The sequence below is a fragment of the Paenimyroides marinum genome (assembly GCF_900108395.1).
Classification (GTDB): Bacteria; Bacteroidota; Bacteroidia; order Flavobacteriales; family Flavobacteriaceae; genus Flavobacterium; species Flavobacterium marinum.
Genome location: NZ_FNXE01000018.1, coordinates 39,290 through 58,200 on the forward strand (window position 1 = coordinate 39,290; position 18,911 = coordinate 58,200).

General features: G+C 34.8%; 13 protein-coding genes and 1 pseudogene. 9 read left to right on the top strand and 5 right to left on the bottom strand.

What is annotated here, in order from left to right; all coding sequences use genetic code 11:
- Position 1: 1 nt before the first annotated feature.
- The 3 genes from BLW20_RS07405 (at position 2) to BLW20_RS07415 (ending at position 3,289) form a co-directional block, all read left to right on the top strand.
- Positions 2-1,435, top strand: a complete 1,434-nt coding sequence (locus BLW20_RS07405; protein ID WP_091098367.1) for a TolC family protein — start codon at positions 2-4, stop codon at positions 1,433-1,435.
- Positions 1,436-1,681: 246 nt separating this feature from the next.
- Positions 1,682-2,338: a hypothetical protein gene (locus BLW20_RS07410; protein WP_091098371.1), complete on the top strand. Its 657-nt coding sequence runs from the start codon at positions 1,682-1,684 to the stop codon at positions 2,336-2,338.
- Positions 2,339-2,410: 72 nt separating this feature from the next.
- Positions 2,411-3,289, top strand: a complete 879-nt coding sequence (locus tag BLW20_RS07415; RefSeq protein ID WP_091098375.1) for a carboxypeptidase-like regulatory domain-containing protein — start codon at positions 2,411-2,413, stop codon at positions 3,287-3,289.
- 64 nt (positions 3,290-3,353) lie between these two features.
- Here BLW20_RS07415 and BLW20_RS07420 read toward each other — a convergent pair whose 3' ends face one another.
- From BLW20_RS07420 to BLW20_RS07435, 4 genes are read right to left on the bottom strand one after another with little or no spacing between them, the layout of a single operon-like run.
- Entirely contained in the window at positions 3,354-4,391 is a 1,038-nt protein-coding gene (locus BLW20_RS07420; protein WP_091098378.1) for a hemin-degrading factor, read from the bottom strand.
- Between the two features lie 11 nt (positions 4,392-4,402).
- A complete protein-coding gene (locus tag BLW20_RS07425; protein WP_091098382.1) occupies positions 4,403-5,176 on the bottom strand; it encodes a heme ABC transporter ATP-binding protein in 774 nt (257 codons plus the stop codon).
- Complete coding sequence (locus BLW20_RS07430) at positions 5,173-6,201, bottom strand: FecCD family ABC transporter permease (protein WP_091098385.1); 1,029 nt, start codon at positions 6,199-6,201, stop codon at positions 5,173-5,175. Before BLW20_RS07430 ends, BLW20_RS07425 begins: the two co-directional genes overlap by 4 nt.
- Positions 6,201-7,061: a heme/hemin ABC transporter substrate-binding protein gene (locus BLW20_RS07435; RefSeq protein ID WP_091098390.1), complete on the bottom strand. Its 861-nt coding sequence runs from the start codon at positions 7,059-7,061 to the stop codon at positions 6,201-6,203. Before BLW20_RS07435 ends, BLW20_RS07430 begins: the two co-directional genes overlap by 1 nt.
- 124 nt (positions 7,062-7,185) lie before the next feature.
- Between BLW20_RS07435 and BLW20_RS07440 the strand changes: the two genes are divergently transcribed.
- The 3 genes from BLW20_RS07440 (at position 7,186) to BLW20_RS07450 (ending at position 11,599) form a co-directional block, all read left to right on the top strand.
- On the top strand, positions 7,186-9,339 hold the full coding sequence (locus tag BLW20_RS07440) for a TonB-dependent receptor plug domain-containing protein (RefSeq protein ID WP_091098394.1): 2,154 nt from the start codon (positions 7,186-7,188) through the stop codon (positions 9,337-9,339).
- A 13-nt stretch (positions 9,340-9,352) separates the two neighbouring features.
- On the top strand, positions 9,353-10,765 hold the full coding sequence (locus BLW20_RS07445) for an HmuY family protein (protein WP_091098397.1): 1,413 nt from the start codon (positions 9,353-9,355) through the stop codon (positions 10,763-10,765).
- Between the two features lie 177 nt (positions 10,766-10,942).
- Entirely contained in the window at positions 10,943-11,599 is a 657-nt protein-coding gene (locus tag BLW20_RS07450) for a lysozyme family protein (RefSeq protein WP_091098400.1), read from the top strand.
- Between the two features lie 86 nt (positions 11,600-11,685).
- Here the strand turns inward: BLW20_RS07450 and gldJ are convergent, their stop codons facing one another.
- On the bottom strand, positions 11,686-13,308 hold the full coding sequence (gene gldJ / locus BLW20_RS07455) for a gliding motility lipoprotein GldJ (RefSeq protein ID WP_091098404.1): 1,623 nt from the start codon (positions 13,306-13,308) through the stop codon (positions 11,686-11,688).
- A gap of 190 nt (positions 13,309-13,498) precedes the next feature.
- Between gldJ and porU the strand changes: the two genes are divergently transcribed.
- From porU to BLW20_RS07470, 3 genes and pseudogenes are all read left to right on the top strand, one after another.
- Positions 13,499-17,305, top strand: a complete 3,807-nt coding sequence (porU, locus tag BLW20_RS07460) for a type IX secretion system sortase PorU (protein ID WP_091098407.1) — start codon at positions 13,499-13,501, stop codon at positions 17,303-17,305.
- Positions 17,306-17,362: 57 nt separating this feature from the next.
- The gene (gene porV / locus BLW20_RS07465; RefSeq protein ID WP_091098411.1) at positions 17,363-18,577 is read left to right on the top strand and encodes a type IX secretion system outer membrane channel protein PorV; all 1,215 of its coding nucleotides are present in this window, start codon (positions 17,363-17,365) and stop codon (positions 18,575-18,577) included.
- A 117-nt stretch (positions 18,578-18,694) separates the two neighbouring features.
- A pseudogene (locus BLW20_RS07470) lies at positions 18,695-18,911 on the top strand (IS5/IS1182 family transposase); the annotation flags it as partial.

Genomic DNA, 18,911 nt, shown 5'->3' on the forward strand with positions numbered 1-18,911 from the left:
TATGAATAAGCAAAGAATATATAAGTACGGGGGTATTGCCTGCGTGCTTTTAACCTTGGCGGCTTGTAAATCAATCAATATAGAAGAGCGGGCAGAAAACCGTTCTGTGCCAGATAATTTTGGTACGGTACAAAGCGATACCATCAATTCGGGAAAAATAAACTGGAAAGATTATTTTGCTGATATTCCTCTGCAAAACTTGATTGAAACCGCATTACAAAATAACCAGGAGCTGAATATTATATTGCAGGAAATCGAAATTTCTAAAAACGAGATCCGTGCAAGAAAAGGTGAGTATCTTCCATCGGTTGGTTTAAAAGTGGGCGGCGGCGTAGATAAAATTGCCCGTTACACAAACATTGGGGCTATGGAAGCTACTACCGATATTAAACCCGGAAAAGAAATGCCCGAACCATTGGGCGATTTGATGATAGGGGCATATGCAGATTGGGAAGTGGATATTTGGGGCAGATTGCACAATGCTAAAAAAGCGGCTGTAGATCGTTACCTGGCAACGGTGGAAGGACAAAATTTTATGAAAACCAATCTGATTGCAGAAATTGCACAATCGTATTACGAATTGCTGGCATTGGATAATGAACTGGAAATTGTTCAGCAAAACATTCAAATTCAAAACAGTGCGTTGGATATTGTTAAGATACTGAAACAATCGGCACGTACTAATGAACTGGCTGTAAAACGATTTCAGGCACAGGTTTTAAAAACCACCGGGTTACAATATGAAATCCAACAGAAAATTACAGAAACCGAGAACAGAATCAACTTTTTGGTAGGACGTTTTCCGCAACACGTAGAACGCAGCCATCAAGGATTTGTTGATTTGGTTCCGCAAACTGTTTATACGGGAATTCCTTCAGACCTTTTGGCAAACCGCCCGGACATCAAACAAGCTGAATTGGAATTGGCAGCGTCAAAATTAGATATTAAATCAGCAAAGGCTCGTTTTTATCCATCATTGGGTATTACGGCAGGTATTGGTTATCAGGCATTCAACCCAAGCTATATTTTTAAACCACAATCTTTGTTGTATTCATTGGCGGGTGATTTGGTAACGCCGCTTGTAAACAGAAATGCCATTAAAGCAGCGTATTACAATGCAAATGCAAAACAAATTCAGGCGGTTTATGAGTACGAGCAAACCATTTTAACTGCATATATCGAAGTAGCAAACAATTTGTCTAAAATCAGTAACCTTCAAAAAAGTTACGATTTAAAGTCGCAGGAAGTTGATGCTTTAACGCAGTCTATCGGTATTTCAAACGATTTGTTTAAATCGGCCCGGGCAGATTATATGGAAGTTTTGTTGACACAACGCGAAGCATTGGAAGCAAAATTTGAATTGATTGAAACAAAAATGCAACAGCTTAACGCCACGGTGTCTGTTTATAAAGCTCTGGGCGGCGGCTGGAATTAATAAGGTTTTATTTTATTGTTATGTAAAAAGGCTGTTTCAAAAACGAAACAGCCTTTTTGGTTATTGTTTTTTATGCTTGGGTATAGCCTTTAAGAGATGTTTTTAGAGATGAAACGATTGTTAATCAGATGATTATTTTTTTATTTAACTTTTTATTAACAATGTTTAACTTTTTTTTTTTTTGTAATTTTATCTCAGTTAGCTAACAAAAAACAAATTATTAATTTATTTAAATTCGTAAATATTATGAAAAAAATCAAAATTTTTGCATTAGGAATTATTGGTGCAACACTAATAACAACAGGGTTATATTCTTGTAGTAATGAAGAAGTAAATAACCCGCAACAAGAAAACACAGAGCAAAACACAAACTTACAAAGCAAACCCGCTACAACAGCAGGCGATGGTTATGTGTATGCTTTAGATTTTTATGGTACAGATATTAGTCTGGGAAGATCTGTTGATTTGGTAGATCCTGACACAAGTGAAGGAGTAACTGTTACCGAGGTAACTGTTGACGGAGATACACGGGCACGTGGATACATTGTTAATAAAGTTGAAAATAACGACTTTTTATACTTTTTAGACGTTGATAGGGATACCGATATTTTGACAACATTTGAGGAAACTACAGATGAAGTACTTACATTTAACAATCTTTTAGAATCCCCGGATTATTTAGATACCGATAAATTTGATTTTATTGAATATTCTCAAGACTATATGACTACATCCGGTGATTGTGGATTTTGGAAAAAAGTTTGGGGGAAGTGTACTTTTTATGGAAATATTAACCCCATAGGTAATGGATTATGTAGTCAAACCAGTACTACTGTTACTTATAGATTAGGTAAAATTGCAAATACAGAGCCAAATCATAATACTTTTCCTTGTCCTGAATAGCAAAACTTGTTAGGAACAAAAATTCTTTTAAAGAATTTTTGTTCCTAACTCAAATTTATAAATCTATCAAGTATGAATATTACTAACAAGTTTTGTTTTATTGTGTTAATAACTTTATTTCAGTTAAAAAGTTTTTCGCAACATACAATTAAAGGAGTAATAATTTCAGAAAATGAATGTGTGCCTTACGCATTAATTTATTCAAATGTGTTAGAACGTCCTGTATATTCTGACTCTTTAGGAAATTTTGAATTAAAAAACATACAGGTCAATGATTCTGTTACCATTAAAAGTATAGGATACGAAGAACAAAGCGTTAAGATAACAGATGTTAATACTCCTGTAAAAATTGAATTAAAAAAGGCAGATATTTTATTAGAAGAAATTGTAATAGATGTTGTAAATTCTGTTTGGGAAAAACTTTTTAAAAAACCTAAACCTCATTTATGGTCTTCAATTGTCCCTGCAATGGAAGGGTTTTCTACGATAACAAAGTATAAGGCTACTGACAATATCAAATTTAACGGTATATGCTTTATTGCTAAAAATAACGGACAATATCTAACCAAAAGATTAAGACCTCTTGTTTTTAAGAAAACGATTGACCCGGCTTCTTCCTTAATTGAATCGCAAGTAGAGGTTTTTAATATTCCAAAAAACAATACAGGCAAAGCAAACAATAAGGATTATAGAGTAGAATTTGTATTCAACAATATTATTGAAATTAAAAGAGGAGAAGAAATTTATATTGGGGTAGAATTTGTTCCTAACGATTTAAACAACATCAATGTTGATGATGACATTATGTTTGCTGCTGTAAAAGAAATAGATAACCCAAATTTAGATACAAAGTTATATTCTTTTTTATTTAATGATGCTTTTAGGAGTAATTATAAAAAGGAAGTACCTTTAAAAGGAGATTTATACTTTGAATTAAAAGTTGTAAAATAAACCCCTTAATTCTTTTAATTAAGGGGTTTTATGTAAATGAGATTTGCTTTATAATTTTAGAGCATTACCCCAATTTCTCAACAATTTCTCGCCAGGCATCTAATTCCGGAATTCCCGGTTTGCGTTTTCCAAAGAACTGAACAATGATGTCGCCCATTTCGTTAAACACTTCAATTGCTGTAACAATACCATCTTCGGTAGGTTTGCGAACAATCCATGTTTGAGCAATTTTACTCATATCCAAGTGCATATTAAAATCGGGATCCATAATGTTGTACCATTCCTGGTGCCACATTGTTTTACGGATTCTGCCTGTGTGAATTTGAATATTTCCTTTATTACCCGTGAAAACCATAATAGGTGTTTTTTCTTTTACAGCTTCTTCTAACATAGTTACAATGGCATCTTTAGAAATCTGCTTAGCGTAATAATCATCAGGAGCCAGTCGCAATGCTTGCGTGCGGGTTACATCAAAATTACGAAGCATCATAAAAAAGTCGTGTGTATCTTTTAAATCCAGCCATGCTTGTTTAAAGCCTTCCACATCAATTTCGTTATCCGGCTTTTCGTCTAAATTTAACTCGTAAGCTTCCGATGTTTCAAACGGTTGCTGGTTTTCGTTTTTATATTTTTCAACCAAAGTTTCAAAAGCAGCTTCATTGCTGTCAGGGGTTAAAAATATTTTGTGAATAGCCTCGCCGTCTTTGCCAAAAAACTGAATGCTTTTAGAAATTCCGCGTGCGTTTTCCTCAACAACTACAAAAACTTTTTTCCAGTGCGATAAGAAAATACGCATATCAATGTCTTCGCCCACAAACAAACCGGCGTGCGGGTTTGAGAAGTCGCCGTTTAAGTAAACACCTTTTCGTTCATGTACACATTCTTCGTTGCGGGTTAACGCCATAACTCTGCCTAAGGACTCAATCTCTGATAAAATTTCTTTAAATTCAGGACGAAGGCGTGTTACTCCATTTCCAATTTTTGTAGCCAAAAGTTCCATTTCGCTGACACCTAATTTTTGTGCCGCGTTCCGTATTCTTAAATGTGGTTGCTCTGTTTTAAGCGCGTCCCACTGTGCTTTTAAATCTATTGTTGTATCCATAATTGATTAATTTATCCGAATAATATAATTGGTTGATTGGTAACGGGGTGCTGATGTAAGATACAAGGATATTGATAAACGCGTGAAATACGCTCTTGCGTAAGTACTTTTTGAGGTTCATCAAATAGCTCAATTGTCCCTTTATTCAGCAAAATAAGGCGGTCTGCAAATTGCGAGGCAATGTTTAAATCGTGCAGAACCACCAAAGCAGTATTGTTTTTATTAGTGAATTCTTTTATCAGATGCAGTGTTTTGAACTGATGTGCTACATCAAGGTTGTTCAAGGGTTCATCTAACAAAAGCAATTTATTTTCAATGGTATTTTCTAATTGGGTAAACACGCGGGCAAGGTGCAAACGCTGTTTTTCTCCGCCAGAAAGTTGCTCGTATTCCCGGTCGATTAAATGCTGGGTTTCTGTTTTTTGCATCCAGTTCTGAACGATTTCTTTGTCGCTTATATCGGCATCGTTTTTAAAATACGGATACCGGCCCATTAGTACAATTTCATCGTTTTTTAAATTGATTTCAGCCGATTGATGTTGCGAGAACTTCGCCCGGTGCAACGGAATTTCGTCTTTTTTATAGCTCTTGATATCTTTGTTTTTAAAAGAAAATTGTTTTGCCTGATATGGAATTTCAGATCCCAAACAACTTAAAAAAGTAGATTTGCCGGCACCATTTGGCCCCACAATAGCAATTAATTCGCCTTTTTTTATTTCGATGTCAATGGTTTTTAAAAGAAAACGGTCTTTAACCCTGAAGTTTAAATCGTGAATTTGTATCATTTTAATTTTCTTTTGTAATTAATTAAAATCGAAATAAACACAGGCGCCCCCATAATTGCTGTTAAAATACCAATAGGCAGTTCGGCTGGGATTACAATGGTTCGGCTGATTGTATCTGCGATTAAAAGAATTACAGCTCCTAAAATCATTGATAAAGGTAGTAAAATATTGTAATTTGAATTAAAAACAAATCTTAAAATATACGGAACAACCAATCCAATGAAACCTATGGTTCCGTTAAAAGCCACTACGCATCCCACCATTAAAGAAGAAATAATAATGATTTCGCGTTTTGTTTTTTCAATGTCAAACCCTAAATGAGCGGCTTCTTTTTCACCAAGCATTAAGGCATTTAACGTTTTTCCCTTTTTTAGTAAACGGAAACTTCCGATAGATACAACAACGAAAACCAGGCAAACTTTCCACCAGTTAGATCCGGCTAAGCTTCCCAACGACCAAAAGGTTAAATTCCGCAATTCTTCTTCTGTAGAAATATAAGTTAAAAAACCGGTAACGGCACCGCTTAACGCAGAAATTGCCACACCCGATAATAACAAGATCAAAATATGTGTTTTTCCGTTTGATGTTGCCATTTTGTAAACAAACCACATGGTAAGTAAAGCACCAAGGAACGCCATGATGCTTAATAGTGTGTAACTTAGAAACGGTGGCAACAAATGCATTACAGCCGAGCCAAAAACAATGGTTAAGGCGGCAAATAATACGGCACCTGAAGTAATCCCGATTAAATCGGGAGAAGCAAGCGGGTTTTTAAACAATCCCTGTAAGCTTGTTCCGGTAATAGATAGGGCGGCACCTGTTAAGATTGCCATTAATATACGCGGAATACGCAATTCAATTAAAACAAAAGAATCGGCAGTGTGTGTTTTTGTTTTAAAATAAGTGCTTACGATTTCAAACACCGAATGGTTAAAATCGTAAGCACCCAAATATAATGCTGTTACTAAAGCAACTAATAAAACTATAAAGAATGTTAGTTTGTAAACAGCAATTTTTTTCTTCATTATTGTAATTTGTTATGTAATTCTACTACAGCTTCGCCTAAACGCGGACCAAAACCAGAAAGCAATTGACCGTCCATAGTCACCACTTTTTTGTTTTTACCTGCATTTGTAGCGGCAATACCATCTACTTTTAATAAACCGTCAACACCGCCTAAACTTTGCAATCCGCTGTCGAACATTAAAATAACGTCAGGGTTTGTAGTTAATAAAGCTTCCGGAGTTAAAGGTTTAAAATCGGTTAATGCAGCCGCAGCGTTTTCAGCTCCTGCTAATTCAATCATGCTGTGTAAAGGCGTTTCTATACCGGCAACCATTAAATTTCCTGCACCGCGCGCATAGATAAACAACACTTTAGGTTTTTTATCAAAAGGTTTAACAGTAGCTATTTTTTCAGAAATATTATCTAATAAAGGCTGATAGTTTTCTTTATTTAATTTTGAAGCAACTTCTGTAATCAGTTTTTTTGTTCCGTCAACAGAATATTCCTGATCAATTAAAATTAAAGAAACATTTGCTTTTTGTAGTTGTTCGTTTAATCCGGGGTTGATGTCTTTAGTAGTTCCAAAAACAACACTTGGTTGCAATGCCAAAATGCTTTCGGCAGTAATAGAACGCACATGACCTAAATCGGTAGCTTTTAAATCGGCAGGAAACGTAGATGTTACATCTCTTCCCACAATATTTTCAGAAGCTTCTAAAGCAGCCAGTGTTTCTGTAATTGCTCCGTTTAATGAAACAATACGATCTGTTTTTATTTCTGTAGTTAAAGTATCTTGGGCCGCTGTTTCAGCCTGACCTTCTTTTTTGTTGCAGCTAACAGCTACAACTGCCAATGCAAGAACTGTAAGGATTTTCTTCATAATTAAAAATAGTTAGAAAATTGATTTATTATTTGTGACGCAAAAATAAACAAATTTATTTAGAACAAATAAAAATAACTTAATATATTTGCGCTGTTATTTAATGATAGAATAAATAAAAATAATGAAAATTAAATACATATATTTTTCTTTGATTTGTATGAATGGCTTGGTAATGCAGGCTCAGGTTGATTCTTTATCCCAAAAGATAGAAGAAACAAATCTAGAAGAATTAGTTATAACAGGACAGTTTGAACCACAATCTATAAAAAAATCGGCAAATAATGTCCGGGTAATTTCAAAAGAAGATATTCAGAATTTAGCAGCCAATAATTTAGGTGATGTTCTTAATCAATATTTAAACATTACCGTAACCCCTAATGAACAAACAGGTAAATCTTCGGTTTCTTTATTTGGTTTAGACTCCCAATATTTTAAGGTTTTAATAGATAATGTACCCATTGTAAGTGATACCGGATTAGGAAATAATGTAGATTTAACACAGATCAATTTAAATAATGTTGAACGGATTGAAATCATCGAAGGCGCAATGGGCGTTACCCATGGATCCAATGCTGTTAGCGGTATATTAAATATCATTACCAAAAAGAATTCTGACTACGATTGGGAACTATCGGCAAGTGTACAAGAAGAAACCGTTGGTAAAGAATTTGCTTTGTTTGATAAAGGACGCCATATTCAAAATTTAAAAATAGCACACAATTTTTTAAATAATTGGTATGTTTCAGTAGGAGCAAACCGAAATGATTTAAAAGGTTTTTTTGATGATAAACAAGGAAAAGATTATTATGAAAACAATGGTAAACGTGGTTTTAAATGGCTGCCAAAAGAGCAACTAACAACTAATGCTACTATTGCTTATCAAAAAGAAGAAACCAGAATTTTTTATAAATTTGATTACTTTAATGAAACGGTAATGTATTACAACCCTGTTGTTGTTCCTGTAAATAATTACCCGTTTCCTGAAACTTATTATTCAAACGATAAACGCTCACCAACAACCAGGTTAAGCCATCATTTAAACTACTACGGAAAACTATTTAATGATTTAGTTTTTAATATATCGGCTTCTTATCAAAAGCAACAACGCGAAGAAGAGCGATTCAATTATTATATACTTGATAAAGAAGAGCGGAATAATGAAAGCGAGGTATATCAGTCAAATGAAATAATATATTCAACCGGAACCATTACCAATTTTACCAAAAATGAAAAATTTGATTTTCAGTTAGGATACGAATTGGTAAATGAAAATGGATTTGCAAATGCAACTTCAGGAATGTTCAGAGATGATGAACAAAAAGGTTCGAACATAAATAAAAGAATTGAAAATTATGATGTTTTTGCTTTAGCAGAAATCAATTTGTCAGAAAAACTCTTATTAAAACCCGGTTTTAGATACTCGTTTCAATCAAAGTTTGAAAATCAGCAATCGTATTCTTTAAGTGCCCGTTATTTATTCAATAAAGGAATAGAAGCGCGATTATCTTCAGGATTTTCATACAGAACACCAAATTTTACCGAATTATATACGTATATGGTTGATTCTAATCACGATATTCGGGGTAATGAAAATCTTATAACTGAAAAAAGTAATTATACCGAAGCAAATATTAAAAAATATACTTCTTTTAAATCAGGCATTAGTTTACAAAATAGTATCAGTTCGGGATTTATGCTGGTAAAGGATAAAATAAGTATGGTTTTATTAAGCGTTGATCCAATAAGTCAATATCAATACATCAATGTTGATGACTATAAAATGTGGAATATTTCATCTGATAACAGAATTGGTTATGGAAATTGGAATTTTGCCGCAGGTTTTTCACTGATTGGAGTTTCTCAAAAAATCAATACAGGGACTTTAGGAACCTCTTCAGATGATAAATTCTTATATACATTTAATCTTAATACATCACTTAGTTATAATATTCCGGAATACAAAACACAGTTTACAGCTTATTTTAAGCACAACGGAAAAGTACAACAATTTGAAAGTGATGCAAATGATTCGTCCAAATTTGTTTTAGCCGAAACAGCCTCTTACAACTGGCTTGACTTTTCTGCAAGAAAATTATTTTTTGATGAAAAATTTGAAGTAATGATAGGAGCAAGAAATCTGTTAAATATAATCGATATTCGTAGCAACACAGGATCAGGAATAGGAGGTTCTGCTCATGCAACATCATCAAACAATATGATGTTAGGTTATGGTCGCTCTTATTTTTTAAAACTAACGTACAATCTTAATTTTTAAATAACATAATTATATGAAGAAGTATTTATTATTTTTTTCGTTTCTGCTTTTTGCAGTTTATTCTTGTAGTGATGACGACGGTGTAAATGCAGACGTTGCCTCTGTAAGTTTTACCGTTCCATCGTTGAATTTAACTAATGAAGTAACAGATATTGAAATTTCATTTTCGAAAGCTACTGATACTGCCGGGACTATTACTATTGGTGTTGTTGAAACAGAAGCAAAATATGGTGTTGATTATACAACTACTCCCGAAGGTTCATCAACTACCTTAGAAATCCCTTTTGAAGCGGGTGTGTCTAAAGTTGTTTTTAACTTCAATAAGTTGGTTCAAGCTGTTGACGGACAGGTAAAGAATGTGAAATTCACTATTAACTCAATTTCTACAGATTATACAATTACCGGAAATACAAGTTTGGTAGCAAATTTCAACGATACTCCTCTTACAGGAAACTCATTAGAACCTGAAGTTGGCGGACCATCACAAGCAAATCAGGTTTATATTGATTTAAGTAGTGGCGCAATGACAACTGTTCCAAGAATTTCTTGGGATTTAGGATTTTATTCTGGAAATGAATTCAGAGTTGTTTTAAATAATTCTGTAAAAATGTCTGCTAAATCATTAGAAAATACGGATCTTTCAATAGTTGCTACAGAAGACAATACAATGCTTATAGGACAAGGTGCAGGAAATCTTGACCAAATTGATGATCCAGCTGGGTTGATAACTGGAACTGCTATAGCTGAAGTTTCTGCTAACGATGCCGAGAATTTTGTGTACTTAATTAATTTAGGTAGTAACCCGGGTTCTAATCCACCGGCTTTAGGATCTCCTGCTGCTGATACAGGAGGGCATAGGGGTTGGAAAAAAATCCGCGTATTAAGAGAGGGTAATGGCTATAAACTACAATATGCAGATTTAACTGCAACTACTTTTAATGAAGTTACTATTGATAAAGATGCTGCTTATAATTTCAGTTTCTTTAGCTTTACTGCTAATGCAACAGTAAATGTGGAACCACAGAAAGAAAAATGGGATCTTAATTTTACCACTTTTACAAACACAGTTAATATGGGTGGTGGACAATTAATTCCATATTTTTATCCGGATTTTGTTGTAAACAATAGTAAAGGTGGAGCTTTAGTTTACAGCGTTTCTACAGATGATTTTACATACGATAGCTTTACATTGGCAAATGTTGACCAATCTAAATTTACAAATGATCAAAGAGCTATTGGATCAACTTGGAGAGCAACAAGTGCACCGGGACCTGATGGTAATCCAATGTCGCAATTTGTGCTTAAAACAGATATTTTCTATGTTATTAAAGATCCGGCAGGTAATTTATATAAAGTAAAAATGACAGGTGGTGCGTTGCCTAATTTAGAAAGAGGGCATCCTACATTTGTTTATGATAAATTGTAAATAATCAAAAATATTATTCTTTTCAAAGGGCTTGCAGTTATCTTGCAAGCCCTTGTTTTATATACGTATTTGTTAATAAAAACTTATAAAAGCGTTGTAAATCAATCGTTTAAAAAATAGTTCGTATCTTTGCCCTTTGAAATTCAAATAGTGACAGTGTTTGAGAAATGATACGGAATGATAAAAAAATGTTCTTATTTTATTATAACAGCCAGTGTAATTGCAGCGGTAACAATGGCGTTTAAAGGCGTTGAAACCACTTTAGTAACAAATGACTATTACAAAATAGACCAGCCTTTAGCGTACAATGTGCCAACAAGTAAAGAAACATTAGAAAGCATAAACGATGCTTTAAAAGAAAGCGAATTTTCAATGGAAACAACCAATTCTTTTATTGACTTTAAAGAAGCGGTTGCAATGAGAGAATCAGACGGTAATTACCAAACCGTAAATTCATACGGATATATGGGAAAATACCAGTTTGGGAAAGGTACCCTACAATTCATCGGAATTAAAGACAGCAAAGATTTTCTCAACAATCCCGCCTTACAGGAAAAAGCTTTTGTTGCTTATCTGAAAAAAAACAAATGGATTTTACGCAAAGAATTAAAAAAATACGCTGGTAAAACAATCAACGGAATCTTTATAACCGAATCGGGAATATTGGCAGCGGCACATTTAGGCGGTGCAGGGGCTGTACAGGATTTTCTGCGGTCGAATGGTGAAGTATCTTTTGTTGACGGATACGGAACCAATATCAAAGTTTATTTAAAGGCATTTGCAAATTACGATTTGTCAGAGTTAAAAGCAGAAAAGAACCCTAAGGTTTTATAAATTTATGAATTGAGAATTATAGAAAATAGAAAATCCCCAAATTTTTGATTTGGGGATTTTCTATTATAAAGATTAATTAAAATAAATTAGCCTCTGGCTTTTTTCTTGGCATTTGACTTTGTGTTACCTACTTTAGTCATTGCATTTCTAAATCCTACAAAATCTGAAGCACTGTATTGATCAATAAATCTGCGTGTCGCAGGATCTAACCAATAAGCTCTGTCTTTCCATGAACCGCCTTTAATAACACGTGAGTTATTATTGATTAAGCTGGTTCTGGAATCAGCGTCTAATGATAAGGTTAAGTTACCTTCTTCGTCATAAGATGCTGTGTTTTGCGGAGCATTATACATGGCTGAATTTTGTAATCCGGCTTTGGCAAAGGTATCACCATCGTTATAAGCAATACTGTTATCTCCTTGGAAATTACGTCTTAAGAAAGTATCTTCATCTCCAACCTTTTCTCTTTGAATTTCACCAGGTAATGCACGTGGGTGTAATTTTCCGTTTGGTAAGGTATCATACTCAATGTTTGTGCTTACCACTTGTACAGTACCATCAGGACCAATAACGCTTTTATTGTAAACATTTCCGCGGAAATAGTTCATATCGTTTACTTCAGAAGAAATTTCAGGGCGGTAAACATCGGCAACCCACTCAGCCACGTTTCCTGCCATGTCATACAATCCCCAATCGTTTGCAGGGAAACTTTTAACGGCAGTTGTGATCTCACCGGCATCAGTTGACCAACCTGCAATACCACCATAATCACCACGTCCTTGTTTAAAGTTTGCTAAATAATCGCCTTTTGATCTGCGAGAATTTGTACGAACATCGTCAGAACCCCAAGGGTATTTGTTTCTTCCTTGCTGATTGTTATATACACGGTCAGACTTTCTTACGCTGGCTGCATATTCCCATTCAGCTTCAGTAGGTAAACGGAACTCAGCAGAGAATATACCATATTCCATTTTTGCATAAATCCCTGTTTGACCATCTTTTGCACGGTTTCTAACACCTTTGTAAACAATACTGTCGTTACCAGCATAAGCTCTTGTAGGTGCTTGTAAATATGTATGCGTAGAAAACGATTGCTCACCATGTACTTTATCGGTTTTCGCACCTTTCGCTATGTAACCTGCACGTTCTAAGTTCAACTCATTTACACGATCTGTTCTCCATTTAGAGAAATCATTTGCCTGAACCCAAGAAACACCAACAACCGGATAATTCTGGTAGGCAGGATGACGCAAATAAGTGTTTGTTAACGTTTCAGTAAAACCTAACTGGTTACGCCATACCAATGTGTCTGGTAAAGCAGCGTTGTATATCTGACGGTATCTTGCTTCTGTAGGAGGGTAAACCGCCTTTGTCCAGTTAAGATATTCCGTATACATAAGGTTTGTCACTTCAGTTTCATCCATAAAGAATGATTGAACATATTGCTGTGTTGCATTGTTGTTCCAATCACCCATTACATCATTCTGAACGCGACCCATTGTAAATGTACCCCCTTCAATAGCAACCATTCCATAAGGAACTTCTGTGCCATCGTATGACGTGTTATACTGAAAACCACCTTTTTTGTCGTTTATTTTCCAGCCTGTTGCCGAAGACGTACTTGCATTACTGTTTCCACAACTTGTTAGTCCAATTGAAGCTGCCATTACAGCGATCAATTGCAGTGTCATAATTTTATTAATCTTCATTTTTAAAGTAGGTAATAAATTTCGTTGCAATATAATAATTAGCTTTTGATTAACAATATTAAAATTAAAAATATTTAAAAAAAACTTAAAAATTAAAAAATATTAGAGTCTTCCTATACGTTTTAATGTTCAATGTAATAATTTTAATTATTTTTATCAAATAATAATAGATAAATATTATTTCTGTATAATGAAAAAACTGTTACCTGTTTTTGCTTTGTTGGGAAGCATTGCCGTAAATGCACAGACGAAAGACGTTCAATTGCAATGGAGCGAGCAAAATTTGACGATAAGTAATGCCAGAAATTTTTTCTTGCCAAGTTTTCAAACGGACTATTTTAGTTATAATTCTGGTGAGAAAATCATTGAGGCAAAAGTACTCATTAATAACATTCAAGGAAACCAAGTACGCATAGTTTCACAAAATATGCAAGCCATAGATCTTTCTAAGTATAAAGATATCAATACCAGAAATATTCCATCGGCAATAGATCCTAAAATAAGTATATATACGACTAAAGGCGTTAAATCTGCTATTGTAACGTTTAATCCCATTGTTAAAACAGCTAGCGGATACAGTAAAGTAACCAATATTGTGTTCGAGGTTTTTGGTGCGGCAAGTGGTAATGCAGGCAAAAGAGAACGGACTTTTACTGTTGAAAATTCTGTTTTAGCACAAGGAAACTGGTTCCGCTTTAAAGTAGATGAAACCGGTGTGTACCGATTAGATAAAAACTTTTTAACAAAATTAGGAGTTCCGGCTGATGTAGATCCACGCACTATTAAAATATATGGATACGGTGGTGATATGTTGCCATTGGCAAATGCTAAAAATGAATATTTTGATTTACCAGAGGTGGCTATTCAGTTTCAAGGAGAACAAGACGGCGTACTCAATGATAATGATTATGCGCTTTTTTACGCTGTGGGAACAAAAGGATGGAGCGATGAAAATGCTACTCATTTAAATTTATATAGTAATGACGCGTATTATTATGTAACGTATGGTGGGTCTTCAGGTAAGCGTATGCAGACTTATACAGAACCTTCGGGAGCGGCAACAGTTACTTATACCGATTATATTGCAAGAGTATTCGATGAAAAAAATTTAGAAAACATCGTTCAATTAAGCCGTAAAACGTTTGGTGAAAATTATGGTCAAAGTTTTGATAAACAGGTGGTATTGCAAACACCTATGTTAAATTCATCAAAACAAGCGACGATTGGTATAAATGTAGCGGCAATTTCTCAAAATTCGACTTCTTTTAATGTTTCGTTAAATAATCAACCAATCGGAACGCAAACAGTTCAAGCAAAAACAGATAACATTCTGGCAAACGAAGCGTATTTTTCAAACCAAAGAAATTTAAGTAGCGAAACCAATAGCTTTACTATTACATTTAATAACAACGGTGTTCCATCAGCACGTGGCTTTTTAGATTTTGTTGCCATAGATTATTACAAACATTTAGCTGGTTATAACAAGCAGTTTAAGTTTAGTTTTACCGATGCTGTTGCCGAAGTTGGCGTGGGAGCTTTTCAAATAAACAATGCACAATCTATTTCACAGGTTTGGGATGTTACCGATCGGTACAATGCCGTTTATAAAACCAATAACGCTGCAAACATCAACTTAAAAATGCCTTTGGGTGAGTTAAGAGAATATGTAGCTGTTGATCAAAATGATATCTATACACCAATAGAAGTAAGTAATTCTAAAGTTACCAATCAAAATTTAAAAGGAACCGTTTTAGCCAATGGTAATGTAGATTACCTCATTATCACTAACAATGAATTGATTTCAGCAGCAAACCGCTTGGCTAATCTGCATAAAACAAAAAGTAATCTAAATGTAAAAGTGGTGCCGCTTGATGCTATTTATAACGAGTTTTCTTCAGGGCAGCAAGATATAGTTGCTATTCGTAATTTTATCCGTTATGTTTATTTTGCGGGAAATCAAACGTTGAAATACGTTAATTTATTTGGTGATGCGTCAACCGATTATTTTGATGCATCGTCTAACATCGTTCCAATATTTCATTATCTCGATAATACTTTGTCTTCTTCTTCAAGAAATTTTAATGACTGGAGCACCTTTGCAACAGATGACTTTTATGCCTTGTTAGATGAAAGTGAGGGTGTATTTACAAATGAAACCTACAGAGGAATTGATGTAACAATAGGAAGAATGCCTGTAAAAACCACGCAAGAAGCCAATGCAATGGTTAGTAAAGTAGAACAATATTTAAGCAACGAAAATGCAGGTAGGTGGAAAAATGTATATACTGCTTTGGCAGATGATGTGGATGCATTGAGCGATGTAAGTTTACAAGTTGCATTAAATGAAATGGTTGACGAATTGGTTGAAAATAAACCTTATTTCAATGTCAAAAAAATAATAGCCGATTCGTATCAGCAACAAGTAGTAGCAGGTGGGCCAAGATATCCGCAGGCAAAAGAAGATTTTTTAAATGGAATCAATTCCGGAAGTTTGGTGGTAAATTATTTGGGACACGGTGCAGAAACAGGCTTGGGAGGTGAGCGTTATTTCGAAATTCCGGATATAGAAAAATTGAATAATATAAATAAATATCCTTTATTTGCCATAATGACTTGTGATTTTACACGGTTTGATAATCCTGAACTAAAATCGGGTGGTGAATATTTGTTCCTCCGTGAAAAAGCAGGAGCTATTGGGATATTGGCAACAACACGAAAAATAGGAATAACAAGTGCAAATCAATTCACAAAAAATGTTTCCCGTTGGTTGTTTGATTACAATAATACCTTACCCGATGTTTCTATGGCAGAGGCATTAATGTACACAAAAAATGACACAGAATATATGGTTTCCGAACAAGGTATGGTTGCTTTTGTAGGCGATCCGGCATTAAAACTGGCAATGCCTAAACCTAATATTATCATCACGCATGTTAATGAAGAAGCTATAGAAAACTTTACCGGAAGCTTACGTGCTTTGGATCGTGTAAAACTAAAAGGTCAGGTAACAACAGAATCGGGTCAGTTAATATCAAACTTTAACGGTGATTTGGCTGTGCAAATGTTCGATAAAAATCAGGAAAGAACCACTTTGGTTAATGATGGAATCGGCTCACCAATGAATTTTACAACGTTAGGCGAAACTGTTTTTAGAGGGAATGCTACGGTAACTAATGGCGTCTTTGAAATAGAATTTGTTGTTCCAAAAGATATTAAAATCGCCGTGGGCGAAGGTAAGGCAAGTTTCTACGCAGTTAAAGAGGCCACTGTTTTAGATGAATATACCGGAGCAAACACAACAATAAAAATAGGTGGTGTAAACGAAAATGCCGCTGAAGACAATAAAGCGCCGGAAATTAAGTTATATATGAATGACGAGTCATTTATTTCGGGCGGAATTACCAATAATTCACCATTGTTCCTGGCACATTTAGAAGACGAAAACGGAATGAATACAGCCAGCGGAATTGGTCATGATATGGTAGCTATTTTAGATGGAGATGAAAACAACCCTATCGTCATGAACGAGTTCTATGAAACCGAACCAAATAATTTTACCAAAGGGTTCATAAACTATCCGTTCAGTAATTTAAAAGAAGGGTTGCATACCATTACATTTAAAGGTTGGGATGTGTACAATAATTTAGCAACTGCCACGTTAGACTTTGTAGTAGCTGCCGAAACCGGTTTACAGTTAGATAAAGTTCTTAATTATCCAAATCCTTTTGTTGATTATACCGAATTTTGGTTTCAGCATAATCGTCCGAATGAAACGTTACAGGTTCAAGTACAGATCTTAACGGTCACGGGGAAAATTGTAAAAACAATCAATCAAACAGTGGTTTCTGACGGAGTTTTGTCTAAAGAAATCAAATGGGATGGGCGCGATGATTTTGGAGACAGAATAGGTAAAGGAGTTTATATTTACCGATTAAAAGTAAAATCAACAGTATCTGGCGAACAGGCAGAAAAAATCGAAAAATTAGTAATCTTATAGTTTAGTAAAAACTATTAAAAACTAATTTTTATATTTGTTCAATATAATAAAACATAAATGAAGAGAATTTTAATAGCGGTTGTTAGTTTGTTAGCGGTAAACAACACATTTGCACAGCAAGTACTACCTGTTCCTGACGGGCATCCACTGGGATATAACCCTGCAATTACAACTGGTGTGTCCTTTTTAACCATTACACCCGATGCCCGTTCGGGTGCCTTAGGCGATATGGGTGTTGCAACATCGGCAGATGCGTTTTCGCAATTCTATAACCCTGCAAAATATGTATTTGCAGAAAAACAACAAGGTTTTGCATTGTCATATACGCCCTATATGTCAAAGATAGCAAGCGATATTTCGTTAATGGGTGTAAGTTATTACAACCGTATGAACGAGCGTAGTGCTGTTGGGGCAAGTTTGCGTTATTTTACGTTAGGCGAAATTAATTTAACAAATAATCAAGGCGAGTTTCAAGGTATTGAAAAACCAAACGAATTCTCTGTTGATGTTTCTTATACTCTTAAATTAGGAGATAATTTTGGTCTGGCTGTTGCTGGTCGATACATTAGCTCTAATTTAAAATTAAGAGGAGACGGTGAAGCAAGCGCTAATACGTTTGCGGTTGATGTAGCCGGATTTTATGAAAGCGACCGTATGCAGATGGGAGATTCTGAAGGTAGGTTGCGAGCCGGTTTTAATTTCCAGAATATGGGGCCTAAAATCAGCTATACCGGAGATGATCAAAGAGCAAGTAATATTCCAACAACCTTACGTTTAGGTTTAGGGTACGATTTTATATTAGATAATTACAATACGGTATCTGTTTACGGAGAAACCACAAAATTGTTGGTGCCATCTAATATCCAACCTACTTTTGTTGATGCAAACGGTAACGGACAATTAGATGCAGATGAACAATCGTCGGTTAATAATGGATTACAAGAATACCGTGATATAGGATGGTTCTCTGGTATGTTTAAATCTTTTGGTGATGCACCGGGAGGTTTCAGCGAAGAAATGCGCGAGTTTACCTGGTCTTTAGGTGCTGAATATTGGTATCAAAATTCATTTGCTTTTCGTTTAGGTTATTTTAACGAAGCAGAAGATAAAGGTGCCAGAAAATTTGCCACTTTAGGAGCGGGCTTTAAATACAACATTGTAAATATTGATGTTTCGTATTTATTCGCAACCGGAAAAACACAAAACCCATTAGAAAATACCTTGCGTTTTTCTTTAACGTTTAATTTTGGTAGAGATTATTTCAAAAACTAATTTTTAATCAATTAATATAAAAGAGGCTGTCTAAAAAGTCACAAAACGCAAAAATCCCGAAAATTTTCGGGATTTTTTTTGTGTTTATACCCTCAAAATATGTATCTTGAGCTCGTTATGATAAACAAGTCAAAAATACGCTTTAAGTCGCTACCAGCCAATAGTCCAAGTCTTTTTTCTGAAGATATTTTTAATAAAATTCCTCAAAACCATCCCGTTCGATTGGTTAACGAAGTAGTCAACCAATTAAATATGGATGCTTTAATTGAGCAATACAAAGGCGGAGGCACCAGTAGTTACCACCCACGAATGTTGGTTAAAGTGTTGTTTTACG

Bases quoted from the DNA above. Each gene is read 5' to 3' on its own strand.
- BLW20_RS07450 (WP_091098400.1), top strand. From the start codon at position 10,943: ATGATAAAAAAATGTTCTTATTTTATTATAACAGCCAGTGTAATTGCA.
- BLW20_RS07445 (WP_091098397.1), top strand. From the start codon at position 9,353: ATGAAGAAGTATTTATTATTTTTTTCGTTTCTGCTTTTTGCAGTTTAT.
- gldJ (WP_091098404.1), bottom strand. From the start codon at position 13,308: ATGAAGATTAATAAAATTATGACACTGCAATTGATCGCTGTAATGGCA.
- BLW20_RS07425 (WP_091098382.1), bottom strand. From the start codon at position 5,176: ATGATACAAATTCACGATTTAAACTTCAGGGTTAAAGACCGTTTTCTT.
- BLW20_RS07420 (WP_091098378.1), bottom strand. From the start codon at position 4,391: ATGGATACAACAATAGATTTAAAAGCACAGTGGGACGCGCTTAAAACA.
- BLW20_RS07440 (WP_091098394.1), top strand. From the start codon at position 7,186: ATGAAAATTAAATACATATATTTTTCTTTGATTTGTATGAATGGCTTG.
- porU (WP_091098407.1), top strand. From the start codon at position 13,499: ATGAAAAAACTGTTACCTGTTTTTGCTTTGTTGGGAAGCATTGCCGTA.
- BLW20_RS07415 (WP_091098375.1), top strand. From the start codon at position 2,411: ATGAATATTACTAACAAGTTTTGTTTTATTGTGTTAATAACTTTATTT.
- BLW20_RS07430 (WP_091098385.1), bottom strand. From the start codon at position 6,201: ATGAAGAAAAAAATTGCTGTTTACAAACTAACATTCTTTATAGTTTTA.
- BLW20_RS07405 (WP_091098367.1), top strand. From the start codon at position 2: ATGAATAAGCAAAGAATATATAAGTACGGGGGTATTGCCTGCGTGCTT.
- BLW20_RS07435 (WP_091098390.1), bottom strand. From the start codon at position 7,061: ATGAAGAAAATCCTTACAGTTCTTGCATTGGCAGTTGTAGCTGTTAGC.
- porV (WP_091098411.1), top strand. From the start codon at position 17,363: ATGAAGAGAATTTTAATAGCGGTTGTTAGTTTGTTAGCGGTAAACAAC.
- BLW20_RS07410 (WP_091098371.1), top strand. From the start codon at position 1,682: ATGAAAAAAATCAAAATTTTTGCATTAGGAATTATTGGTGCAACACTA.